Below are 21,660 nucleotides of genomic sequence, written 5' to 3' on the forward strand. Positions count from 1 at the left end.
CAGGGTGCAAACTCGTCTAACGCGTTTTATTCACGCGAACCGGCATTCACTTCGCGTGAAAACGCTATGGATGTGAAGCTGTTTGGCTGTCCCGGAGCGCCAGCGTCTCGACAAGTGGTTGTGGCATGCGCGAGTGGTCAGAGCCCGGACCCACGCTGCGGCCCTGATCGAGTCCGGTCATGTTCGCGTCAACGGCGCGCGTGAGAAATCTCCGGGACATCCCCTCAAGGTCGATGACGTACTCACGGTCGGACTGAGCCACGGTGTCCGCATTCTCAGGGTCACCGGATTTGCCGAAAGGCGCGGGAACGCAACTGCCGCAAGAGCGCTTTATGATGACGTGTCAGATGCTTCCGACGGACGTCAATCGCACACATAGCGCTACTCCACGGCTTGCAGCCACGCTGTTCCTGCGGTACCCCAGCCTGCAAATTTGATCCTCCGGAGCCTTGGATGACTTACGTCGTCAACGATGCCTGCATTAAGTGCAAATACACTGATTGCGTTGAGGTTTGCCCCGTCGACTGCTTCTATGAAGGCGAGAACATGCTCGTCATTCATCCCGATGAATGCATCGATTGCGGTGTCTGTGAACCCGAATGTCCGGCCGAAGCCATCAAGCCAGACTCCGAGCCGGGACTGGAGAAGTGGCTCGAGGTGAACGCGGAATACGCCAAAAGCTGGCCCAACATCACGCAGAAAAAAGATTCTCCGCCCGACGCCAAGGAATTCGAGGGCGTTGAAGGCAAATTCGAGAAGTATTTTTCTTCCAATCCGGGATCCGGAGACTGAGTTAATCTCGGGACCGCATTGCGGGGGAGGGCCGAGTGGCATCCCCGGCCTTAACCTTGTTTTTGACCGGCCCTGCCAAAAGCGGTCCTGAAGAAGGTTCCTCCGGTTTAAATCATTGATTTTTGCGGAAAATGTGCTATATTGGTCGTGTTTTCGGAGCTGGATTACGTTTTTACCTGCTTGTAGCCCCCTGAGGGGCTCCCGTGAAAACATCGAACAGGGCGTGGCATGTCCACGCGCAGGTTGTGTCACAGAAAACGCGTAAAAAAAATACTTCTAGGGCATCTGCGGCTCGCCGCGGTGCAGCACGGGTTCGTGCCCGGACCGCTGGCACGAACGCCCGAACGGCTGCCAAGGGCACGGCCGGAAAATCCTCGAGAAATAAAAGAGGCGAAATGCCAAGCAAGACTGCCAAAGTGGCCGCCAAGACCGCTGCTTCGAAAACCGCCGGGGTGAAGACGGCTGCCTTGAAGGCTGCCGCATCGAAGGCATCAGTCGCCAGGGCTGCTTCCAGGACCGCGAAACCGGCTGCAAAGTCCGCAGCGAAAACCGCGGTGACCGGCAAGACCGTCGCGAAATCTCCCGCCAAGGCCGGCGCGCTCCGGGTCGAGGAGCCGAAGAAGGTTTTGACCCAGCGCCAGGGGTTCAAGACCAACGAGTTCGTGGTCTATCCGGCGCACGGTGTCGGCCAGATTCTGGCGATCGAAGAGCAGGAGATTGCGGGCGCCAAGCTTGAGCTGTTCGTCATCAATTTCATGAAGGACAAGATGACGCTGCGGGTTCCGACTGCGAAGATCGCGAATGTCGGCATGCGCAAGCTGTCGGAGCCGGGCCTGGTCAAGCGCGCGCTTGAAACGCTGAAGGGCCGCGCGCGCATCAAGCGCACGATGTGGTCGCGCCGCGCGCAGGAATATGAAGCCAAGATCAATTCGGGAGACATCGTTGCGATCGCCGAGGTGGTGCGCGATCTCTATCGTTCGGAATCGCAGCCCGAGCAATCCTACAGCGAACGTCAGCTCTATGAGGCCGCTCTCGATCGTCTGTCGCGCGAGATCGCCGTCGTTCAGCACGTGACGGAAACCGAGGCGGTCAAGGAAATCGAGGGCCAACTCGCCAAGAGCCCGCGTCGCGGCGCCAAGGCGGAGGCCGACGCCGAATCCGATGGCGACATTGACGCCGACGCCGATGGTGATGACGCGGCGGTCGCCGACGAAGCTGCGTAACAGGCTTTTCGACTGCATCAGGACAAGAAAAACCCGGCCGAGTGGCCGGGTTTTTCTTTGGAACGTTCTTCGTCGAAGCGATGCGAATTCCTCTCCCTACCTTTGAGAGCGTCTGGAGGAATGGAGTTCACTCGCTTCTGACGGAATCCGAAGCAGGTCCCCATGATTGATCTCGACGTGCTTCTTGATGCGAGCAGGTATCCGCATCATTCGAAAACGCTGGTATGACTTCGAGCCACCGGAAGCGGGAGGGTCAATCGGCGCTTCCATAGCGTTTTCAAGCGAAATGAATGCCGGTTCGCGTAAAGAAAACGCGTCAAACAAAAAGCTGGAGCCCGGCTTTGATTCCATTAGAGGAACTCTAGCGATTTCGTTGGACCGTCCTTGAATGCATGACGGCGCAGATCAATCCACCACGATCTTGACCCGGCTGCGCACCTTGACCTGCGCGTGCGGGTCGAGACCGTTGAGCACGCGAAAACGCTCCGCTGGATGATCGACGCCCGCCATGCGATGCGACAGCGATTCCACGGTATCCCCGGGTTGCACGGTGATGACCTTGATCCGCAGCGGGCGCGCCGCCTGGATCTCATCCAGCGTCAGGCGACGGAACGAGGCGACTGTCTCGCGGGCGTTGCGTTCGCTCTCGGTGGTCTTGTGGCGGGTTGCGAAGATAAAGCGATAGACGTCGCTGCCGAAGCGCAGGGCATAGACCCGGAACTGCCATTGCTCGCCGTTGGCGACCGCCGAGGCGGCGGGAAAACCGTTGATGGTCAACTCCTCGGTCGAACCTTTGTCGACGTTCTCCATCCAGCCGGAGTTGAGATATTCGGTGAGCTTCTGCTCGGCAGGCACGCGGACGACGTCGAAGCGCATCGCCTGGCTGCCGCCCTCGCGCACCCCGATCACGGCCTGGGCCGTATTATCGAGCGAAAAACCTTCCGGGGCCTGGAAGGTAAAGCCGAGCTTGGGGTGCAGGAAGCGGCGGCCGCGAACGAATCCCTCGCTCGGATCCTCGCCGTAGACGATGTTGTCGATCGCGTCGAGATAGGTCTCGCTGTCGCGCTCGCCTTGTGCAGGCGCACTGTATTGCCGCGCATTGGCCTTTGCGTTCTCGACTCGCTCAGGCGTTGCGGGGTGCGACGACAGGAAGTCCTGTGAGCGCGGGTCCAGCGACGGCTTGCCGGCCTTGAGCGCCGCATTGCGCTCCATCGCCGCCAGGAAGCGCGCCGCGCCGTAGGGATCGAAATGGGCCCGCGCGGAAATCCCGACGCCGATGCCGTCGGCCTCGAATTCCTGGGCGCGTGAAAAGCTCGCCAGCGTCAGCTTGGACTTGGCGAGCGCCAGCGCCGTCAGATCCGGATCCGTACCCATCTCGGTGACGACGTGGCTGACGAGGGCGGCCTGCCGCGCCTGGTCCTCGCGGATCGCCGCATGTTTGGCCAGAACGTGCGCCATTTCATGCGACAGGACCGAGGACAGTTCCGAGGTGTCGTTGGCGAGCGCGACCAGACCGCGCGTGACGTAAAGCTGGCCGGTCGGCAGCGCGAAGGCGTTCACCGCGCCCGAATTGAGAATCGTGACCTTGTAGGTGAGATCGGGGCGCTCCGACGCCGCGACCAGCCGCTCGACCGTCTTGTTGATCAGTGCTTCGAGCCGCGGATCGTCGTAGGCACCGCCGTAAGAGGCGAGGATGCGCTCATGCTCGTGTTCGGCTGCCGGGGTTTGCACCGCCGCCCGCGCCGGTTTTGCAGGTTTGACGGAATGAGGGGCTGCGGTCTGGAACCGGTTCACGTCCCCGCAGCCGGCCAGGATGAGCGTCGCGCCCACCAGAACGATAGGCGCAACCAAAAGGCGGCGGCCTATTCCAGTCCCGCGCCGTTCTGTGCTCCCCGCCATCGTCGCAACATCTCCGCCCGATCGGTGACTCTATTCCAACACTCGCAACCTTCCCGGTAGGCTTGTTTGCGAATGCCGGAATTCGGAACCGCCAGCATCTTACCATTTTCGCGCGACCAAGACTCAGAAGTTCGCGCTCGGCGAGTTTCTGAATACCAGGTCACGACGATTTTGATCGAATCGATCAAAAATCAGGAACGTGATCGATTCCAAATATTCCAGAGCGGGATGCGGGCGGGAAAACCGCGCCACATTTTCTCTCTATCATCCCCGCTCTAGTCGCCAATCAGTTCGATCTGCCCGACCCGGAGCACATTGATCCGCGGTCCGCCGCGCCGTTCGACCCAGCCGCGGATACGCACGCGGCGATTTTCCAGAGAGGACGGCGCGATGCCCGCCGCCTCCAAATACGGTACCATGCGCCTTGAAATAGTCGCAGCGAAGTCTCGTGTCCAGCGTCGGCCGAAGTTGACATAGACTGTTCCGCCGGCGTGTCTGACAGACACGACTTTGCCCTCGACGACGGCGAATTGACCGACGCGGGTCAAAATATCGCCGGGGTTTTGAACGTTCTTCACAACAGAGGAATTCGCCCAGGTTCCGCGCCGCGTCTGCCGCGCCGCAGCCTCGGCGGCCGCCAGTTCCGTTGCGCAGGCTTTGTCGACGATGTCGGCGGATGCGATCGCTTCGCCCCGCGCCAGCAGATCGTGCTGCGCCGAACCGGCGGACGGTTCGGGATAATATAAGAAAACCGATTGCCGGCCGTAGCGATCCGGATCGTCACGTTCGCCGCGCAGGATCATATGCCGGCCGATCAGCGCCGTGAACACGGACTTGCGATCCTTCGGCTCTCCCGCAACGATTTCAACGCCGGCGAGGCGGACCTCGCGGCCGTCCTCGAGACGGAGTGTCCGCGCGTCGACGACGGCGCTTACGACGCCTTCACCCTGGATGTCGAACTCGCATCCGGCCGCGAGCGATGGCGCGGTCGCGCCGAACAACATTCCGCAGAGCATTGCTCCGAGCAGACTGTTGCGCGTGCAAAACAAGCGCGCCGTCATCGTCGAGCTTTATCGGCAGCCTCGTGCACCGCGGATCGCTTTTGGCCCTCGGACATCGCCCGAGGGCCGCTTGCCTCACTTCGACCCGGGGTCGGCGATGACGCGCGCCGCGACCAGCCTGTTCCAGATGAACAACACGATGATTGCGCCGATGGTCGCCGTAATGAACCCGGCGCCCTGATTGGGGCCGTAATGGCCGATCGACTGTCCGATGAAGGTCGCGAGAAATGCGCCTGCAATCCCGAGCACCGTTGTGAGGATGAATCCGCTCGGCTTGTTCGGACCGGGAGACAGAAACCGTGCAATGATCCCTGCGACGAAACCGACGAGAATAATCCAGAGAATGCCGCTCATGATGAAAGTCCTTCCTCAGAATAACCGTGACGTTGAAACGTTCCGCAAGTCGGCCGTCAGCCGGCCGATTCCGTAACGGTCGGCAATTCCATCAAAGCATCCGGGACAGTTCGCTCTCGGTCGGGAGGCGCCCATCCGGTGTCAGATGGTTGACGACCTGGGGCAGGTGCTGACTGAGACCGGTGAGCAGCTCCTCCCGCGACAGGCCGGTCTGCGCCGTCAGGGCGTTGATCTGGTCGGCTCCCAACGCGTCGGCTAGGTCGCGTGGCGCGATTTGCTTGTTGGGCCCCGGACTGACCCATGAATTTGCGGTATCGCCATGCCCTTTCTGCTGAAGCTGATTAAGCAGATCGCCGAGACCACCGCTCAGAACGCTTCCGGCCGCGCCGCCTGCCAGCAACCCGCCAAGCCCGCCCTTGAGCAGGTCACCGAGGCCGCCTCCGCTGCCGGGCAGACCGGCATTGACCGTGCTTCTCGGCACGGGAGCCGGAGGCGCGGACGGGGTGGCTTCAGAATGGTTTCCGGTGAAATGCTTCAGCGCCTTGTAGCCCAGCAGGGCAAGGATCGCCAATGTCATCGGCGACATGCCGCCGCCGCTTTCGCTTGGCGCACCGGGAGCGCTGGGCTCACTTGGACCGCGGGGACCGTTCTGCATTCCGTTGAGGACGTCGAGCAAACCCATGATCGTCTCCTGTTCCGCTCCAGCCCCGTGGCCGAAGATAATGCCGCCACATGACGGTCACAAGGCACATGCGGGCGAGCACGAAGCATCGCCGCTTCATTTTGCTATCGAAACGAAAATGACTGCGGCATGAATGGCGGCGCCTCGGTAGGGCACGGCGCGTGCTTGGGGGCTTGCCCGATGCGCCTGAGTACCGGATAAGTACCGGACTTGCGTGGCATTCAGTCCCGGTAGCTCAGCTGGATAGAGCACAGGTTTCCTAAACCTGGGGTCAGGGGTTCGACTCCCTTCCGGGACGCCATTTTTTTTCAGGCGCCGATTGCGGGCCACCTGGATCAAGGGCCGCGAAAACACCCACGCGATAGCTACTTGCGTCGATCGCGGCCAGTGCTCGCGTGACTATCGTCGGGCGATGACGCGGAATGTTGTTCCCGCGCCGGCCCTCTCACAAAACAATTCGATTCTCGCTGGACTCAATCGCTTCGGCTAGTCTGGTAGCTGCCATAAGCCAGGCTGAAGATCAGCACCAGAAAAACCGCGAGGAAGCCTCCGACAACGAGCCAGAAATCATGTGGCATGATTTAGGGTCTCCTGAGATTAAGGATCGCCCCCGCTGGATAGGTACGCCGCTATCCTGGCTCATGCCAGTCACAGCTTCGGGACTGATGGTGCCGGGTCTTTCGATTGCTGCGGGCTGACGCCGGTCGAGCATGCAAACGGGGTGACGGTGCGCTTGCACAGCGCAGCCGCAATGCCTAATGCGCCGCGTCGGCCTTGTGATCCGCTTTCGTCGCGACACGGAAGAAAGTCGCAGAAATCAGCCACAGCGCTGTGAAGAAGCCGCTGAACAACAAAGCCTTGAACAAGCCATCCGGTGTGCTCGCGCTCGACGGAGCAGTCGCAATGGCTATAGCCAACAATGCCTGCATGATCGCGGCGCCGAGCATGGCTCGGGCCATGCCAGCGAGTCGAAACCAAGCGGAGAACCCGCCTACCGCTGCCGCCATGATCAGCAGAAAAAGCCAATGCCATCGTCGCGAACAATTGTGGTCCACGCCGTCAGGAGCGACGTCACGAGTGCGACGGTAATTCCTGCGCGGTAGGCCCGGCTTCCGCTCGCGCCGGTCCGTCCGCCCGGTCGGGGCCAGAGCGAAGCGAACTGGCGTGACACAAAGGCTATGGCGGACTGCGCCCGATAGCGATGATCATCCAGGTCGTCGCACGAAAGAGAGAGTTCCGCTCCCGACCCTGAACGGACCTTTATCGGCCGGGCGGTGGATTGCCGGTGAAAACTGCCAATTGCGCGTCGAAAGCCCGCTTGTAGGCGGGCCGCGTCTCGCCGCGTGCGACATAGGCCGCCAGGTTCGGAAATTCGTTCAGGAGGCCCGACGGTTTCAGCCTCAGCAGCACCGACACCATCATCAGATCGCCGGCGCTGAACCCACCTTCGAGCCATTCGGCATCGCCCAGACGCGCGGACAGTTGCTTCAACCGCTCGCGAATACGATCCATGACCAACGGTAGGCGGTCCTTAGCCCAGGGTTTGTCACCTTCCACAATCTTCGCGATCACGAGATCGAGGATCGGCGGTTCCACCGTATTGACCGCGGCGAACATCCACGCGATCGCGCGGTCCCGCGCATTGGCATCGTCCGGGAGCAGTCCCGCATGGCGCTCGGCGATGTGGAATACGATCGCGCCTGTCTCGAACAAAGCAAGGTCGTCTTCCTCATAGGTCGGAATCTGGCCGAAAGGATGAAGCGCGACATGCGCTGGCTCCTTCATCGCCTTGAACGAAACGAGACGAACCTCGTAATGCTGCCCCGCTTCTTCAAGCGCCCAGCGGACGCGCGTATCGCGCGCCAGTCCCGCGCCGCCATCGGGTGACCGTTCAAAGGCGGTAATGGTAACGGTCATCGTAAGGCTCCGGGTTGCGCGGCGCACACAAAGCGGTCATTTGGTAAAGATATTGAATGCCTGCTTTCCACCCGTGCAGCCTGCCAGATTGGCCAGCATGCGATATGGAGCCGCCAATTCTACGCCATGACAACAGGCGCTGCGCCAGACTACGCTAAACTTTGATGGTGGACCGCGACCGAAAGTGATGATCACTACGTCTACGCCATAGTTCTCCATCCCCCCGTCGCGGGCGCGGCTCGACATGTAATGGAGTGGCATCGAAGGGGGCTAGAAACACGCTGTCGATCCCGAAAGAAAAATCTGCTTCTTCGACCGACTTTGGAAGGACGTCAGCTTTGATGATTTCCATGTCGGCAGGATACATACAAGGTCGACGCGAAAGTCGCTCTTTAAAATAGCTGTCAGTAATTTCCAAAAGGTTTCGGTGGTCGGCACGTTCGGGAGTGAGGTGTTAGAACTTGCTGACAACAGGATCGCCGAAGCTTTCCGTTAGCGCTGCTACCGATGTTAGCGCTTCTCCCCCTCTCTATGGATCAAGCGCCACCTCGGCAAACCCCTCCTCCACGTGTCTTAAATTTCAGGCGGGAGAAATCATTTGCGGCGAACTCGGATCGCTCAAATTAAACGCGTAGGGTCAAGAATGTTGCAATTCTGCATCAATGCACGATTTTTGCCAAGTGCGGCCGCTTTATAGCCCGTCTGGGTTATGACCGTTTACGCGCCGCTATTTACGCTGCCTGAGCAGATAATTTTTGGGGATTCTCGATGAAAAAGCTAGTACTTGCAGCGGCTGCAACGGTTGCCCTAATGCCGGCTGCAAACGCTGCTGATTTGGCAGCGCGGACTTACACCAAGGCACCCGTCGCACCCGTTGCGGCAGTCTATGACTGGACCGGGTTCTACATTGGTGGTCACATCGGCGGCGGATGGGGTGACATAAGATCAACAGAACTCGCTCCGGGCACCAACGCATTTCCGACCGGCACCGCCTTTACAGCACATCATCCGAGTGGGTTCCTCGGCGGGGTGCAAGGCGGCTATAATTGGCAAGCCAGCAACAACTTCGTTCTCGGCATCGAAGGCGAATATACTTGGTCTGATCTGAGTGGGACCTCGAGCACTGTCAGCACAGTGAACGGTTTTGTTAGTACAACAACTAATAAAATCAATGATATAGCGATGGTTACGGGCCGCCTAGGTTATGCGGCTGGCAATTGGCTATTGTACGCGAAGGGTGGCGGCGCCTGGGGTCAGGGCAATTCAAGGGGCACTGGTTTTCTTGCAAACGGTACGTTGTTTGAAACCACATCCTCTAGTGCCGATCGCAGCGGTTGGGTGGCCGGTGCCGGCGTCGAATGGGGCTTCGCGCCCAATTGGTCCGCTAAGATTGAGTATAATCACATCGATTTTGGCTCAACCAACGTGGCGATCAATACCAGCCGCGCGACCACCAACTTTGTTAGGTCGTCGGAAACGATTGATCTCGTCAAGGCGGGCGTGAACTATCGTTTCAATTGGGGCGGCTCGACTGTCGCAAGGTACTGATAGACGAAGACTGATTATCTCCAGGATGCTCCTTGGGCCAGTCTCGCGACTGGCCCTTTTTTATTGAAGGGTTGCGCGGGGCAGGCCTCGCAGACGTCACTATGGCGGAAGTGGAGGGCTTCGCCGGACGTTTTGAAAATATCTAACCCAAATGCGCATGAGCTATCAGAGACGCGCGTGATTTGTTGCGCGCGCCTCTGATAGCGAGCGGGTTTCCTCTACCCAGCATTCATATAGTTACGATCAGTGCTGACGAGCATCCGCATATTCGTCGCAATCGGCCTGCGGCTCAATCGTCGTGTCCAGGTCGCATTTCAAAATTATGCCAATGATCCCTGAAGATGACATCGCTGTTGATCGGGTCCGATTCCGCCCAATCACGCTTGAAACAGTGGTCGATGCCATTAGCGAGGCGGACGCTGTCGAGCAGCTTCGAGCGTTTATCGATCGATGCGCGCAGCGGCGTGCATGATCGCAGTCGAAAGTTGGCGCGAACGACCGGACGGGAAGATCCAATTCACGATGAAACGGTTGCGCAGCGCGAATGAGGCACCACGGTCCAGCTAAACAACAAAACCGCCGGTGTTACGGGCCGCCAGCGGCGGCATTTCCTATTTCTGCCGTCCATGCATGCAATCGTGGACAAATTGCTTTTTTGCGAGTCGATCTAGCCCACCCCCAGCGCCGGTGTGGCCGCGTTGGCTGGCAAGCATTTTGCATCGCATAAGCCTTTCGGGGCGCGTACCGGCATGAGCATTGTAGTCAGCGTGGGCCATCGCACTGATCGCAATAGAAAAGAACGCGCCGACGATAAGCGGCAGAGCTTTGGAAATTAAAGGCTCGATATTGGACACTGCTGGTGTTCCCTGGTGAGGGTCGCCATCGTGCTCGCCGCAGGCGCACGCCGCTCGATTCCGAGACAGTGATTAAGTCACATTCAGAATTGACTCCTGACAATTGGAACCCATGCGCATTTGTAGAAGAGCTGCGTGGCGACGGCATGCCCCAAATGGGGTATGGGATATCGAAAATTCGATCGGTTCAAGGAAGCCGGTGACTTATGCCGAAAGGCGGTTATTTCCATCCATGAGGCTGGATCTGGGTGTCCACCAAAAGTCCAACGAGTTCGGCATTGCTGCTTGTGTCCTCGCGAGGACTACTCTCAACTGCTTATGGATTGTCTTATGGGAAAGCTCGTTGTCGCCCGCGATCTCTTCGAGTGTAAGGCCCTCGACGAGGCCTTGGGCGACCTTGGCTTCGGCCGGGCTCAAATCGAACGATCCATGAAGGATATAAGCAGGAGAGGCTTTGGGACTGGTGGGGAGCGTCGAAAATTCTGTGTTTGAGGCAGGTGAACCATCATGTGGTGACGAAACGCTCGTTGAACATGATGGCGAATTGAGCCTTCGCTTCGGATCATGCGCGTGATGGGCGTTTCGTCGAGATCACACTCGGTGAACAGCCAAATAGCTACTCCGTCGAGGCTGAGCAACTTCAGAATTGGCGGGCAATCGCGCTCATCTGACAGGACCCTAACGAGAAGAGCGACTCTTATCTTCAAGAGTCAAAGGAGAATCATTCAGCATGGGTGCCCGCAGCTTGCGCCGCGTCCTGGGCTTTGCCTCGGCTGAGACTACCGCATCCGAGGGAGCTGAAGTCGTCCGGCCACCGGGCTGAGCGTACTCGGCTATCGCAAGATGAAAGACACGCTGGAACCTTCGCCAAAGGACCTGCGCTTGGGTGAAGGTCTCGCGCGCAAAGTTGCGATCTCTTCATCAGACCTTCCGGCCCTCCACTAGGTCAGTGTTGCGGCCAAGAGGATTGAGGAGAGGAAGGTATCCGCCTGCTTGTCATAACGGGTTGCGATGCGCCGGAAGTTCTTGAGACGGCAGAACATCCTCTCGATGACATTGCGTCCCTTGTAGGCATTTTTGTTGTAGCGATGAGGATGCTTGCGGGTCGGGCTTGGCGGGATAACGGGTCTTGATCTGGTGTCCGGCGAGTACCTCTCTCAGACTCCTGGCATCATGAGCGCGATCGGCGAAAAGCCTCTTGGGTTGATATCCCGCCGCGAGCAGGCTGCGTGCAACGGTTCAATCCGCCGCCACTCCGCATCGCTTAGCCAATAAACCTGCTTCGCCATTCAGTCTCCCGATCATGGAAAACTTGAATCACATAGCCTCCTCCCTCGGAAGAATCCGGACGCTAGACCGGCATAGCACCTGATCGTCCCCATCTAGAAACATCACCAGCGCGACCTGCTGACGGTCCATTGATCGCCGCCGACATAGCGCCAATGCGCTTGTCATAGGGGATGAGCGCATGGAGAACTCAGACATGGTGACCTCCGACAAGAGGACGCTGCCCGCGGTGGGTCGCCGGAAGAATCTCAAAGACAGCTCCACTGGGCCGTCTTATCGATGCACTCTCAGTAGTAAGCGCGATGACCTCGCCGCCTTACAATGGAAGCAGCAGGCTCATAACATCGAGGCCGAGTTGGGTAAACTCCGAACAGATCAAGCTCCGTCCAGCCCGTTACAGGTGCTGGTCGATGAACATCGGTCGAGGAATCGCGCCGCGTCGTGCAGCAGCATTTCCCACCGATCTGGTATCATCCAGTCGGGGTTCTCGCGCGCTCCTAGCTCTGCCGTTCAGAATCATCGTCAGCATTGCAGCCTGTTCCCATGGGGCGCAGGTTGTGGTAACCCTAGACCGTACGGGTTATTAGCCTTCGCTAGATAGTGATAGGTTTTTCGCCATGGGATCCAGCGGCGGCGCCCACCAATCCCTGAGAGAGGGCCTCTCCAATCTGGGAGACGCCGTCCTTGACCCGGCACAGTGGCCGGCTGTGATGGATCGCATTTGCAGAGCAGCGGGAGCGACGGGCGCATTCCTGGTTCAAGCTGACGCCCGCACGCCCGATGTGCCCAGGACCGACTCACTCCGCGACTTCGTCAACGACTACTTCCGGAACGGTTGGCACACGCGTGACGTACGTGCGGCGCGAGGCGCACCGTTGTTATTGTTGGGACGTTCCGTTGTCATCGACCAGGACATTCTGACTAAGGACGAGATCGCGAGAGAACCCCTGTACAATGAATGCAACCTGAAGCACGGACTCGCATGGTTCGCCGGCGTGAAGGTTTGGGCTGGTCCAACGCTATGGGCGATGGCTATTCAGCGGTCCGTCAAGGAGGGCCCCTTCACCCAATCGGAGAAGGAGGTTCTTGGATTGCTTTCCCGTCCCCTCAGCGAAGCCGCCACGCTTTCCGCGATGATCGGCGGTGTTGCGCTGACAAGTGCCACAAGTGCACTGGATAGCATCGGCGAGCCTGCTGTTGCTCTCGGCCGGCACGGGTTGGTGCTGGAGTCGAACCTAGCTGCTGAAAAGCTGTTCGACGATGAGTTATATCTCCGGAACGGACGCCTATTCATAAAAGATCGTGACGGTAGCCGCCGTCTAGCTCAGTTGGCGGATCACCTCACGACGGCTCCTGATACAGCTCCTTTCATCGCAAGCCCCATTGTGATCCGTCGAACCGTTAGACCACCGCTGATAGTTTGCACGCTTCCAATACACGGGGCGGCTCGCACACCGTTTCTGGGGGCTCGAGCGCTCTTGATCTTTCGTTCCACCGGCCCGCGGCCTGGCATCGAGCCGGCGTTGTTATCGGAAGTGTTTGGGTTGACCTCGGCGGAAGCTCGCGTGGCCGCTTTGGTTGCCAACGGGAAGTGTCCAGAGGACATCGCGCGACACATGAATACGTCGCGCGCAACCGTCAAGAACCAGCTGAAAATGGTGTTTCAGAAAACAGGTGTCCATAGGCAGGCGGAGCTTGTCGCACTGTTAGCAAGCTTCCCTCGGAGATAGGCGGGTCGGGGCGGCAGGACATTTGCCGACTCCTCGTTAAGCGGCCACACTCCAATGTTTCATTGTGATTGATAGACGCGGGTCAGATCGAGCTTAAAATGATTTCCCCCATAAAGCGGCCCGCTACCAGGACGCGGTAAGCTCACAAGAGCAAATTTCAGACGTCTTAGCCCCGTTCGGGTCATGCGCAATCGAGACGAACGGTTCTTTGCTTTGAGCACTCGCTAGATCGCCCCGTAGTAGAGGCCAGGATGGAGAACTTATGTTATTCGGCGTTCAAATTTTGCACGTCGAATGACAGCTGGAAGAACTCGGGGTTAGGCGAGGCGGATCTTGATAGCGTGAGCTGGTCGGACGATGCCGTTCTGACCAAACGGGACTCCGGAGTCGCCCATTATGTGTCGCGTCAGCTTAAGCTTTCATCTTGCGATTACTACGGTTTCCATTCTGGCGTCGTCCCTATCAGCTATGAGCGCTTCGGCCGAGGACGTTTCAAAAAAGTGCGGTCCCGGCATCTATTGCGTGGAAGAGATGCTCTGCATCGGCAGGATTGACGGGACTCCTCCGCCGGACATGAATCCCAATTTCTTCGTCGAACTTCTGACCCTGCGCTCGGCTAAGCTCGTCCGAAAAGACAAGACGCTGGCCGATGGCCTGATGATGGATGACGTGCCTCTTGGTGATGATCATCCAAATATCACTATGGAGGAAGCCAAGAAGCTCGCCGATTGGACTAAGGGGCGAACTGGCCCTCCAGCCCGGATGAAGGACGACAGGCATGTTTCGACGAAGTGGGACACGGTCGGATTTTCCGACGGCCTGTCGCTGACCATCGAGAGAGCCGAGCCACTTGGGCCTCACCGGTGGGACGTGTTGAACGGCTCGGCAAACTACAAAGGTATAACGGTCAGTGACTACAAGATGAACTATCAGTGCGAGGCGCTGGTAGTGGATGCGCCGTCGCTTGTCGTGGACGATAAATAGCGGTCGCAGGTTTTTTGTTTTTATGCGAGCTGGCCCATTTGGGTTGTCTTACTCTAGGCTCAACAGAAACTGGTCATGATGTTTGTCTTGTTCCCTTTTGAGAGAAAGACTCTCAAAGTCGCGTTCGTTGTCCCTCTCTGGCTGTTCGCGTGCAACAATCCGATTTCTGCTACCGAGCAAACGTTCAATTATCGGATCGATCGTTCTGTCGACGAATTTTCAAAATACCTTGTAAAGGTGGCGGATTACTTTGAAGCGCCGCCACGCATTGCGGTCGCAAGTTTGGACAAAGCCAGTCAGAACAGATATGCGGCAACGGGCAAATTATACTGTAGGCTTTTGAATGGACGCCAGACCTACAAAGGTAGCGCCCAACTGACATATAAACACGATCTAATTACAACAGCAGGCCATTCCCTAATTAACATTGAAGGCACCAACTGCCAAACAATGGCGAGAGCGCAGGATTGCAAGTTTATTATCAACGTTGGCGGCAAAACTCGTGAAATGGGCATCGCTGGGCTTGAAGGGATAGGCCTCTCGTGTCCGACGAAGAACTCGCCCGACGATGACTGGGCCATTATGCGCCTCATGCGACCGATCAAGGATGTGGAGCCGTACGGAATCAGCAATCAAAGTCAGTTACTGTCAATCGGAACGCGCGTAGTCACTGTTGCTCATTCCGTCGATTTCAAATCACCCGCACAGCATGAGTTGGGCGTGAAACATTATGGAATGTGTTCTGGCGATGTTTCACTTTACATACCCAACGACATGATGTAGATTCTGGCCATTGGAGATTAAGTCATGGCCAACTCAGTTCTTTCAGACGTCCGATTTCATAACGAAGATGCTGCTTTCGAGTATGTCGAAGCTCAACTTTGGCCTAATGGCCCTGTCTGCCCGCACTGTGGCAATGCTGATAGCGCGAAGATTGGCCGTCTTCAGGGTAAGACCACGCGCGTTGGACTGCGCAAGTGCTACGAGTGCCGCAAGCCTTTCACTGTCCGTATGGGCTCGATCTTCGAGGAGTCGAAACTCCCCCTTCGGTTCTGGCTTCAAGCCATCCATTTATTGTGCGCTTCTAAGAAGGGAATCTCGACCCGCCAGCTTCAGCGGATGCTTGGCTGCGGCATGAAAACCGCGTGGTTCCTCGGTCACCGAATCCGCCATGCCATGGCTCCCGGCGGGGATGTCGGTCCGCTTGGTGGTGCCGGTAAGACCGTGGTTGCGGACGAAACCGAATTGGCTCGTTCGAAGAAAACCCGGCGCTCTGAGAACTTCCGACGTAAGACTCATAACCCGATTGTTGTCAGTCTCGTTGAACGAGACGGCGCTATCCGATCCACCTTTCTTGACCATCGTATGGTTATGAGCGTGGTACGCCAGAACGTGCATCCAGATAGCCGCTTCATGACCGATAGCGCACAGCACTACAAGCATGCGCCCGTTGCGAAGCACGAGTTTGTCGATCACTCTAAGTTTGAATGGACGCGTGGCGACGTTTCAACAAACGAACTGGAAGGCTTCTTTTCTGTGCTGAAGCGCGGCCTTGTTGGGACCTACCAGCATGTCGATAAGAAGCATTTGGATCGGTATCTGGCCGAATTTGATTTCCGTCAGAACACCCGCGCAAAGCTTGGCGTGGACGACGAAATGCGCGCGGATTTGGCGCTAAGAAGCTTTGTCGGTAAGCGGCTCACATATGCAGCAACTAATAGCGCCGAGGAAGCTTAAGGCTCCTTTGCAGCTAGAATTTCGGCTTCCTTCTAAACGTCGCAGCAAGAAATAATGTGTTACAGTAGCATCCGATGGTGTTGCTAGCGTGATTGATTCCCGTCGCGTGAGAGGGGCGAATTAAGAAGGCCAACTGTCATGGCGCGCATCAAAGTGAGATTTAAGATCAACCAGGGGCGTCACGGCGCCCCTATGGCGAAGCTTGGAAAGATTTCGGAACAAGCCGAAAGATTTTTGAGGTCGTTGGCGGCGGATTGCGACATAGAAAGCCAAGCGGGCGAATGGCTGGCGGTACACTTCGACAACGGCTCGGTGTCCTATGACGCTGAATTTCAGGGCGATGTTCCGCCGGGGGCCGCCCAAATATTCACGCGTAATTTGGAATTTTTAGCGGATTTCGATCCTGCTACGGAGGGCTTGAACGCCGCGATCAAACCTGCCACTGCGCTGGAATACGCTCGCATTGGCTCAATTATTGACCCGGATGAAGAGATAGGACTCGGAATTTACGCTCCTGATGCTTTGGAATCCAGAGCGCCGAGGTGGCGCGCAATCACCTATCGGAAAAGCGTAGCTTTAAAGCGAGAGATAGAAACTCCGGTGCCTTCCCATGGTTCCGTGCAGGGCATCCTGCACGCGTGGTTCAAGGAAGCTAGAGAGCCTTACTTTCAACTGAGGGAGTTATCTACAGACACTATCGTCAAGGTGATTTATTCGTCCGCGCTTTACGCTGATGTAGCTAAGGCGGTCCAACAGCGCACCACCATGTTGATGGTTTCGGGCAGCATGCTTTTTGATCGTTCAACCCGTCTTGCGATTGAACTGCGCGCTGACAGAATCGACCCGATAACGATGCTGTCTACGGCCGAGTTTGAAGAATTTTTTGGCAGCGCTCCTGATTATGTTGCCGAGATGGATGCTGACGAGACTTGGGCAAATGGTTGACGTTCGCAAAGTCTATATGGATGCATGCTGCTTCATCGATATGGTGAAGGTAAAGGTCGGGAAAGTCGTTACGCAGGACAGAGATATCGATGTTTGGCATTTAAAGCGTCTTCTTGAGGCCAATAGAGATAAGGAAATCGAGATTTATTCTTCTACAATCTCTATTGCCGAATGCACTCACGCAGGCGAAAACGACATTAGTCCATCCGTAAAATCTGAATTTGATCGATTGCTGATGTCGGGGCAATATGTGCGATTGGTCCAGCTAACGCCCTTCATTGCCACCGATGCCCGCGACCTGCGATGGATTCAAAGCATCAATCTCAAGGGTGCCGACAGTATCCATGTTGCGTCAGCGCTGGCCATGAACTGTGAGGAGTTTTTGTCGTCAAACGGTAGACTTGCGCGCTTAGGAAATGCCGGAAATGCGCTCGTGAGGTTGGGGCTACAGGTTCGCGGTGGAAGACAAACGAGATGCCTTCCTGAGAGGTACCGACAGCTAACGCTTCCCGATGAATCTCGTGGGAACTAACATGGACAAAAAGACCAAACAAAAGCCAGACGATCCTGAGCAGTCCAAACGCTTCCTTGAGGCCGCCAAAGAGGCTGGAGCAGATGAGACCCCCAAGGGTGCTGAGCGCGCCTTTAAGGCTGTGGTGAAGCCTAGGAGTCGCAAAGATGGCTGAAGGCGGCTGGGTCGTCTTAGGGGCTGCGATCGGCACCATTGGTTCGGTCGCTACGACCTTCTTGAATGCTTGGCTGACGAGGAAAGATAAGCCGGATCACTTTGACAAGAAGGCCATGAAACTCTTGGAAGCTGTTCTCAAGGACAGCGAGCAACCATGGCACCACATTGAAACGCTGTCTCGGCTTGTCGGGCTTTCGCGACAGGACACCCGTGAATTGCTCTTGCTAATAGGCGCACGCGGCAATGAAAGTGGGTCTGGAGCTTGGGCCTTGATTTCTCGCGTAGGGACCGAAATCAACTCCAGCCAAGTACAGAACGACGCGAAAACTAGCTAATTTCGCTATGGGTATGCGAAGTGAAACATCGCCGAGGAAGTCTACTGTCTCTTGACCCAGATCCGGTCCTGCTCGGAGTTGTGTCCCAGAGTTTTGAAACTTCGGCTCAGGCCAACGCAGCACAGGCCAATGGAAAGCCGCGCATGGTGCATTGGCAAAAGGATGGAAACGGTACTTATTATCGAACTCTGACTTTCTCGTAACGCTTATAGAGGCTGGAGAAAAATCTCGAGATTTGATTCTCGGCAGTCATGCTCAACCATAGTCTGATCGAGGCAAGCTGGACCGATGTGAGATCGTAAGCGTATTTATAGGACTGTAGGATATCCGAAGACAATCCGTATTGATCAAGGCTAGGAGTTCGTTTCGCGCGATCTCGATTTGTGGGCCTATCAACGCGACGTTATTTCTTCTTCTCGCGCCCCGGCAAACCGACCGACAATAGCTTCATCAAATCAGTCAACGGAAAGGTAGCCCTCCGGTGAGCCTCCGGGTGAAGCCTAAAGGCGCTGTTCGTTGTGAGGATGACGACCTAGGACGTCTCTGCATGACTTACCGGCGGCTTCTTCACAGACCCTGCCTCAGTGGCAAGCGGCTCAATCACCGACTAGCGGCCAAATTGTAGAACAAATAAGGAAATTTCGCGAGTCCTAGCCCATTTGGGTCATGCATGTAGGAGTGCGTTTTGCAGGATTAGGTGTGGGCCAGTGCCCAAATGAGACTCAATAGGGGCCGGTCACGATGTTTGTCTTGTACCCTTTTGAAGGAAAGGCTCTCAAGATCGCGCTCGTCGTCTCTCTCTGGCTGTTCGCGTCCAACAATCCGATTTCGGCTGGTCAGCCTCATAACAGGCGACTTGCCCCGAACCGCCCTACGAAGCTTTTCTACTGTCTGGAAGGGTGGAAGACCTCTGCGGAGCCTGATGCACTTATGCTTGACGAACGAACTCCGGGCTCTGGCAATCCAACAGAAACAGATCTGGATCGATCGGCGCTCATTGATTCGGTTCAATGCGCGCCAAGTGAGGATCAGATAAGAGCGGATTTTTGCTATAATGACCTTTCAAATGCCACCAAGAGAACTTCCTTGAAGTTTTCCGAAGATAGTTTTGAACTTACCAGAAAGAACGTAGTTTCAATTCGGAGCACAGCCGCGATTCTAGTCAACTGCCCGTCACTGAAAATCGTGGTCGCGGGTCACACCGACGCTCGCGGGTTGGTGGCCGGTAATCAAAGGCTCGCAGCTCATCGAGCCCAAGCGGTGACGACGGCGCTTGAACGGCTTGGAGTCGACGCCGGACAGCTGATGACTGCAAGCTGGGAGGAGCCTAGGAATAAGTGCTCTCGCGGGTCCCACCGCGTTCGATCTTTATGTAATTCTCGAAGCAGAAATGTTAAACTATCCGTTGCACGCTAAGCTTGATCTTATCTCATCAGGTTAGATTCTCGGCTCGTCCTTCATTCGTTGGCGCGCTCTATGGCCACAACGTCGTCGCAGACGTTGGCATCCAAACCTACGGCTATGCTGTAGCTGAGGTCGGCTTCCGACACGCTCGCACCGACCTTGAAAGGCTTGTAATCGGCGATCGGATGGCCGCCCCGTGTATGCAGCGCCTTTGCCACTAGATTGCCGTTTGGTTTCCTTATCAGCACGATCGACCCGCTGGCCATCACGGTGCCATTACAGTCCGAGTAGATGACGCTCGAAGCTTTGGCTGTTCGCGCGTAATATGCCATGACAGTGCAGGCCTGCGCGATCGGCTCGCTGTTCACATCCGTTTCGTAGGCGAATTTACGATTCTGAACGTAAAATAGAATGGGATGCTGTGGCATCGGAAACGTCAGCTGCTTTTGGTCCGCAGAGATCATCATCAAGCGGTCACCCCGCTTGATCGGAGTTTCATCCGGGTCGAAGGGGAGTGGGTTGGCGCCGGGAATGCGGCGGATGAGGCGCACGATCGCCCGGTCATTGTACCAGGCAACTCTTGGATCCAGCGTGTAGAATCTGTAGGTCCGCTAACTTGAAAAATCGAGCCTGACGATTGCGAATGGATCTGCCAGGTCGATAAAGCGGCAATCGGCCAAGGGCTCGCGGCGAAGATTGGTCTCTGGATCGATAAAGAGGTGAGCGTCCGTCACGATCTGATGGCCGTCGCCAACAAGCATGCCTGTTCCTGCTGACGCCAAGGCTCCCCCACTAGGTGGGGTGCCAGGACAGATCACGTAGCCAACACTCTTGCGAATGCGCTGCATCTCCACGGGCGAAAGACCTAGCTCCTGAGCCTTTCGGCTGAGCGGTCCGCGCGGATCTTTCCAAACCGTCTGGCCGTCCTGAAGGATGAGGTTCACAGGGTGACGCAGCTCGGTCTGGCATAAGGATGCCGACGGCGACAACGCAAGAAGAACGGCCAGCGCGCCAAAAAAGCTGGCGTCCCCGTTCTTCCTGTCGGTGACGTCCTTCATTCGTTGGCGCGCTCCATGGCCATGATGTCGTCGTAGACATTGGCATCCAATCCTATTGAGAGCGCAAAGCTGAGATTGTCGGGACCGACGCCTGAACCAACCTTGAACGGCTTGTAGTCGGCGACCAGTTTGCCGCCCTGTGTATGCAGCGCCTTTGCCGCTAGATTGCCGTTTGGCTTCCTTATCAGCACGATCGACCCGCTGGCCTTTGCGGTGCCATTGCAGTCCGAGTAGATGACGCTCGAAGCTCTTGCCGTTCGTGCGTAGTATGCCATGACAGTGCAGGCTTGGGCGATCGGCTCGCTGTTCACGTCCATTTCGTCGCTGAATTTGTGATCTTGCATGTAAAAAAGAATGTGATGCCTCGGCATCGAAAACGTCAGCTGATTTTGGTCCGCAGAGATCATGATCAAGCGGTCACCCCGCTTTAACGGGGTTTCGTCCAAATCCAGCGGAAATGGGTCGGCGCCTAGAATGCGGTGGGTCAGACGCACAATCGCGCGGTCGTTATACCAAACGGCTTCTGGAAACAGTGTATAGAACTTGTAGGTCTTTTCACTTGAGAAATCGAGCCTGACGATTGCGGATGGGTCTGCCAGGTTGATAAAACGACAATCCTCAAGAGGCTCGCGTCGCTTGTTGGTATATGTATCGATGAAGAGGTGAGCATCCGTCACGATCTGATGGCCGTTTCCAACGAGCATGCCGGCCCCTTCTGACGCCAAGGCTCCCCCATCAGCCGGGTTGCCAGGACAGATCACGTAGCCCACGTTCTTCCGAATGCGCTGGACCTCCTCGGGTGAAAGACCTAGCTCCTGAGCCTTTCGGCTAAGCGGTCCGCGCGGATCTTTCCAGACCGTCTGGCCGTCCTGAAGGATGAGGTTCACAGGGTGACGCAGCTCGGTCCGGCAGAAAGATGCGGACGAGGACGATGCAAGAAGAACGGCCAGCGCGACAAAGAAGCTGGCGCCCCTGTTCTTCCTGTCGGTGACGTCCTTCATTCGTTGGCGGGCTCCATGGTCATGATGTCGTCGTAGACTTGGCGTCCTCTCTTACCGAGAGCGCAAAGCTTGCAACCGAACGTATAAGAGCGGCGAGCGGAGCTCTTGACCTGTTTGGGCTACGGCGGAGCAAATTAGCGCAAATGGGCCATGACGGCCGA

General features: G+C 56.9%; 24 protein-coding genes, 1 tRNA gene and 2 pseudogenes. 16 read left to right on the top strand and 11 right to left on the bottom strand.

Annotated features, from left to right (window positions below; translation table 11 throughout):
- Window positions 1–82: 82 nt before the first annotated feature.
- The 3 genes from ACS3WB_RS11995 to ACS3WB_RS12005 all read left to right on the top strand — a co-directional run bounded on the left by ACS3WB_RS11995 (window position 83) and on the right by ACS3WB_RS12005 (window position 2,015).
- Window positions 83–379 carry an RNA-binding S4 domain-containing protein gene (locus ACS3WB_RS11995; RefSeq protein ID WP_438275790.1) on the top strand — a complete coding sequence of 99 codons (297 nt, stop codon included), beginning with the start codon at window positions 83–85 and terminating at the stop codon, window positions 377–379.
- A 74-nt stretch (window positions 380–453) separates the two neighbouring features.
- Window positions 454–792: a ferredoxin FdxA gene (gene fdxA / locus ACS3WB_RS12000; protein ID WP_438275791.1), complete on the top strand. Its 339-nt coding sequence runs from the start codon at window positions 454–456 to the stop codon at window positions 790–792.
- Window positions 793–1,187: 395 nt separating this feature from the next.
- Entirely contained in the window at window positions 1,188–2,015 is an 828-nt protein-coding gene (locus ACS3WB_RS12005; protein ID WP_438275792.1) for a CarD family transcriptional regulator, read from the top strand.
- Between the two features lie 405 nt (window positions 2,016–2,420).
- Here ACS3WB_RS12005 and ACS3WB_RS12010 read toward each other — a convergent pair whose 3' ends face one another.
- From ACS3WB_RS12010 to ACS3WB_RS12025, 4 genes are all read right to left on the bottom strand, one after another.
- Window positions 2,421–3,914 (bottom strand): M48 family metalloprotease, encoded by a 1,494-nt coding sequence (locus ACS3WB_RS12010; protein WP_438275793.1) that lies wholly within the window; start codon window positions 3,912–3,914, stop codon window positions 2,421–2,423.
- Between the two features lie 275 nt (window positions 3,915–4,189).
- Window positions 4,190–4,975 (bottom strand): thermonuclease family protein, encoded by a 786-nt coding sequence (locus ACS3WB_RS12015; RefSeq protein WP_438275794.1) that lies wholly within the window; start codon window positions 4,973–4,975, stop codon window positions 4,190–4,192.
- Window positions 4,976–5,050: 75 nt separating this feature from the next.
- Window positions 5,051–5,329 carry a GlsB/YeaQ/YmgE family stress response membrane protein gene (locus ACS3WB_RS12020; RefSeq protein ID WP_438275795.1) on the bottom strand — a complete coding sequence of 93 codons (279 nt, stop codon included), beginning with the start codon at window positions 5,327–5,329 and terminating at the stop codon, window positions 5,051–5,053.
- A gap of 91 nt (window positions 5,330–5,420) precedes the next feature.
- On the bottom strand, window positions 5,421–6,011 hold the full coding sequence (locus ACS3WB_RS12025) for a YidB family protein (protein WP_438275796.1): 591 nt from the start codon (window positions 6,009–6,011) through the stop codon (window positions 5,421–5,423).
- A 224-nt stretch (window positions 6,012–6,235) separates the two neighbouring features.
- On the opposite strand from ACS3WB_RS12025, the gene ACS3WB_RS12030 reads away from it, so the two are divergent.
- A tRNA-Arg gene (locus ACS3WB_RS12030) sits at window positions 6,236–6,312 on the top strand.
- 454 nt (window positions 6,313–6,766) lie between these two features.
- Here the strand turns inward: ACS3WB_RS12030 and ACS3WB_RS12035 are convergent.
- Both ACS3WB_RS12035 and ACS3WB_RS12040 read right to left on the bottom strand, forming a co-directional pair.
- Window positions 6,767–6,958 (bottom strand): hypothetical protein, encoded by a 192-nt coding sequence (locus ACS3WB_RS12035; protein ID WP_438275797.1) that lies wholly within the window; start codon window positions 6,956–6,958, stop codon window positions 6,767–6,769.
- 313 nt (window positions 6,959–7,271) lie between these two features.
- Complete coding sequence (locus tag ACS3WB_RS12040; protein WP_438275798.1) at window positions 7,272–7,928, bottom strand: glutathione S-transferase family protein; 657 nt, start codon at window positions 7,926–7,928, stop codon at window positions 7,272–7,274.
- 768 nt (window positions 7,929–8,696) lie between these two features.
- Between ACS3WB_RS12040 and ACS3WB_RS12045 the strand changes: the two genes are divergently transcribed.
- Together ACS3WB_RS12045 and ACS3WB_RS12050 are read left to right on the top strand one after the other, a co-directional pair.
- A complete protein-coding gene (locus ACS3WB_RS12045) occupies window positions 8,697–9,476 on the top strand; it encodes an outer membrane protein (protein ID WP_438275799.1) in 780 nt (259 codons plus the stop codon).
- Window positions 9,477–9,817: 341 nt separating this feature from the next.
- The gene (locus tag ACS3WB_RS12050) at window positions 9,818–10,024 is read left to right on the top strand and encodes a hypothetical protein (RefSeq protein WP_438275800.1); all 207 of its coding nucleotides are present in this window, start codon (window positions 9,818–9,820) and stop codon (window positions 10,022–10,024) included.
- A gap of 63 nt (window positions 10,025–10,087) precedes the next feature.
- Here the strand turns inward: ACS3WB_RS12050 and ACS3WB_RS12055 are convergent, their stop codons facing one another.
- Together ACS3WB_RS12055 and ACS3WB_RS12060 are read right to left on the bottom strand one after the other, a co-directional pair.
- Window positions 10,088–10,330, bottom strand: a complete 243-nt coding sequence (locus ACS3WB_RS12055) for a hypothetical protein (protein ID WP_438275801.1) — start codon at window positions 10,328–10,330, stop codon at window positions 10,088–10,090.
- A 941-nt stretch (window positions 10,331–11,271) separates the two neighbouring features.
- Window positions 11,272–11,454, bottom strand: a pseudogene (locus tag ACS3WB_RS12060) (transposase); the annotation flags it as partial.
- 1,038 nt (window positions 11,455–12,492) lie between these two features.
- Here ACS3WB_RS12060 and ACS3WB_RS12065 point away from each other — a divergent pair.
- From ACS3WB_RS12065 to ACS3WB_RS12110, 10 genes and pseudogenes are all read left to right on the top strand, one after another.
- Window positions 12,493–13,347, top strand: a complete 855-nt coding sequence (locus tag ACS3WB_RS12065) for a helix-turn-helix transcriptional regulator (RefSeq protein ID WP_438275802.1) — start codon at window positions 12,493–12,495, stop codon at window positions 13,345–13,347.
- Between the two features lie 396 nt (window positions 13,348–13,743).
- Window positions 13,744–14,331, top strand: coding sequence for a hypothetical protein (locus ACS3WB_RS12070; protein WP_438275803.1), 588 nt, complete (start codon window positions 13,744–13,746; stop codon window positions 14,329–14,331).
- Between the two features lie 75 nt (window positions 14,332–14,406).
- Window positions 14,407–15,114: a hypothetical protein gene (locus tag ACS3WB_RS12075; protein ID WP_438275804.1), complete on the top strand. Its 708-nt coding sequence runs from the start codon at window positions 14,407–14,409 to the stop codon at window positions 15,112–15,114.
- Window positions 15,115–15,138: 24 nt separating this feature from the next.
- Window positions 15,139–16,068 carry an IS1595 family transposase gene (locus tag ACS3WB_RS12080; RefSeq protein WP_438275805.1) on the top strand — a complete coding sequence of 310 codons (930 nt, stop codon included), beginning with the start codon at window positions 15,139–15,141 and terminating at the stop codon, window positions 16,066–16,068.
- Window positions 16,069–16,206: 138 nt separating this feature from the next.
- Window positions 16,207–17,013 (top strand): hypothetical protein, encoded by an 807-nt coding sequence (locus ACS3WB_RS12085; RefSeq protein WP_438275806.1) that lies wholly within the window; start codon window positions 16,207–16,209, stop codon window positions 17,011–17,013.
- Complete coding sequence (locus ACS3WB_RS12090; protein WP_438275807.1) at window positions 17,006–17,545, top strand: type II toxin-antitoxin system VapC family toxin; 540 nt, start codon at window positions 17,006–17,008, stop codon at window positions 17,543–17,545. Before ACS3WB_RS12085 ends, ACS3WB_RS12090 begins: the two co-directional genes overlap by 8 nt.
- A gap of 1 nt (window position 17,546) precedes the next feature.
- A complete protein-coding gene (locus tag ACS3WB_RS12095) occupies window positions 17,547–17,699 on the top strand; it encodes a hypothetical protein (RefSeq protein ID WP_438275808.1) in 153 nt (50 codons plus the stop codon).
- The gene (locus ACS3WB_RS12100; RefSeq protein ID WP_438275809.1) at window positions 17,692–18,036 is read left to right on the top strand and encodes a hypothetical protein; all 345 of its coding nucleotides are present in this window, start codon (window positions 17,692–17,694) and stop codon (window positions 18,034–18,036) included. Before ACS3WB_RS12095 ends, ACS3WB_RS12100 begins: the two co-directional genes overlap by 8 nt.
- Window positions 18,037–18,354: 318 nt before the next feature.
- Window positions 18,355–18,506, top strand: a pseudogene (locus ACS3WB_RS12105) (IS3 family transposase); the annotation flags it as partial.
- Window positions 18,507–18,966: 460 nt separating this feature from the next.
- Window positions 18,967–19,452, top strand: coding sequence for an OmpA family protein (locus ACS3WB_RS12110; RefSeq protein ID WP_438275843.1), 486 nt, complete (start codon window positions 18,967–18,969; stop codon window positions 19,450–19,452).
- A 41-nt stretch (window positions 19,453–19,493) separates the two neighbouring features.
- On the opposite strand, the gene ACS3WB_RS12115 is transcribed toward ACS3WB_RS12110, so the two are convergent.
- The 3 genes from ACS3WB_RS12115 to ACS3WB_RS12125 are packed head-to-tail and all read right to left on the bottom strand — an operon-like array spanning window position 19,494 to window position 21,499.
- The gene (locus ACS3WB_RS12115; RefSeq protein ID WP_438275810.1) at window positions 19,494–19,991 is read right to left on the bottom strand and encodes a hypothetical protein; all 498 of its coding nucleotides are present in this window, start codon (window positions 19,989–19,991) and stop codon (window positions 19,494–19,496) included.
- Between the two features lie 60 nt (window positions 19,992–20,051).
- Window positions 20,052–20,498, bottom strand: a complete 447-nt coding sequence (locus ACS3WB_RS12120) for a hypothetical protein (protein ID WP_438275811.1) — start codon at window positions 20,496–20,498, stop codon at window positions 20,052–20,054.
- A complete protein-coding gene (locus ACS3WB_RS12125; protein WP_438275812.1) occupies window positions 20,495–21,499 on the bottom strand; it encodes a hypothetical protein in 1,005 nt (334 codons plus the stop codon). Before ACS3WB_RS12125 ends, ACS3WB_RS12120 begins: the two co-directional genes overlap by 4 nt.
- Between the last annotated feature and the right edge of the window lie 161 nt (window positions 21,500–21,660).

It is taken from the genome of Nitrobacter sp. (assembly GCF_051535215.1).
Classification (GTDB): Bacteria; Pseudomonadota; Alphaproteobacteria; order Rhizobiales; family Xanthobacteraceae; genus Nitrobacter.

Coding starts and splice junctions, on each gene's coding strand:
- ACS3WB_RS12020 (WP_438275795.1), bottom strand. CDS start 5,329: ATGAGCGGCATTCTCTGGATTATTCTCGTCGGTTTCGTCGCAGGGATC.
- ACS3WB_RS12070 (WP_438275803.1), top strand. CDS start 13,744: ATGTGTCGCGTCAGCTTAAGCTTTCATCTTGCGATTACTACGGTTTCC.
- ACS3WB_RS12100 (WP_438275809.1), top strand. CDS start 17,692: ATGGCTGAAGGCGGCTGGGTCGTCTTAGGGGCTGCGATCGGCACCATT.
- ACS3WB_RS12125 (WP_438275812.1), bottom strand. CDS start 21,499: ATGAAGGACGTCACCGACAGGAAGAACAGGGGCGCCAGCTTCTTTGTC.
- ACS3WB_RS12090 (WP_438275807.1), top strand. CDS start 17,006: ATGGTTGACGTTCGCAAAGTCTATATGGATGCATGCTGCTTCATCGAT.
- ACS3WB_RS12075 (WP_438275804.1), top strand. CDS start 14,407: ATGATGTTTGTCTTGTTCCCTTTTGAGAGAAAGACTCTCAAAGTCGCG.
- ACS3WB_RS12035 (WP_438275797.1), bottom strand. CDS start 6,958: ATGCTCGGCGCCGCGATCATGCAGGCATTGTTGGCTATAGCCATTGCG.
- ACS3WB_RS12110 (WP_438275843.1), top strand. CDS start 18,967: ATGCTTGACGAACGAACTCCGGGCTCTGGCAATCCAACAGAAACAGAT.
- ACS3WB_RS12050 (WP_438275800.1), top strand. CDS start 9,818: ATGACATCGCTGTTGATCGGGTCCGATTCCGCCCAATCACGCTTGAAA.
- fdxA (WP_438275791.1), top strand. CDS start 454: ATGACTTACGTCGTCAACGATGCCTGCATTAAGTGCAAATACACTGAT.
- ACS3WB_RS12095 (WP_438275808.1), top strand. CDS start 17,547: ATGGACAAAAAGACCAAACAAAAGCCAGACGATCCTGAGCAGTCCAAA.
- ACS3WB_RS12085 (WP_438275806.1), top strand. CDS start 16,207: ATGGCGCGCATCAAAGTGAGATTTAAGATCAACCAGGGGCGTCACGGC.
- ACS3WB_RS12010 (WP_438275793.1), bottom strand. CDS start 3,914: ATGGCGGGGAGCACAGAACGGCGCGGGACTGGAATAGGCCGCCGCCTT.
- ACS3WB_RS12015 (WP_438275794.1), bottom strand. CDS start 4,975: ATGACGGCGCGCTTGTTTTGCACGCGCAACAGTCTGCTCGGAGCAATG.
- ACS3WB_RS12005 (WP_438275792.1), top strand. CDS start 1,188: ATGCCAAGCAAGACTGCCAAAGTGGCCGCCAAGACCGCTGCTTCGAAA.
- ACS3WB_RS12120 (WP_438275811.1), bottom strand. CDS start 20,498: ATGAAGGACGTCACCGACAGGAAGAACGGGGACGCCAGCTTTTTTGGC.
- ACS3WB_RS12040 (WP_438275798.1), bottom strand. CDS start 7,928: ATGACCGTTACCATTACCGCCTTTGAACGGTCACCCGATGGCGGCGCG.
- ACS3WB_RS12025 (WP_438275796.1), bottom strand. CDS start 6,011: ATGGGTTTGCTCGACGTCCTCAACGGAATGCAGAACGGTCCCCGCGGT.
- ACS3WB_RS12045 (WP_438275799.1), top strand. CDS start 8,697: ATGAAAAAGCTAGTACTTGCAGCGGCTGCAACGGTTGCCCTAATGCCG.
- ACS3WB_RS12080 (WP_438275805.1), top strand. CDS start 15,139: ATGGCCAACTCAGTTCTTTCAGACGTCCGATTTCATAACGAAGATGCT.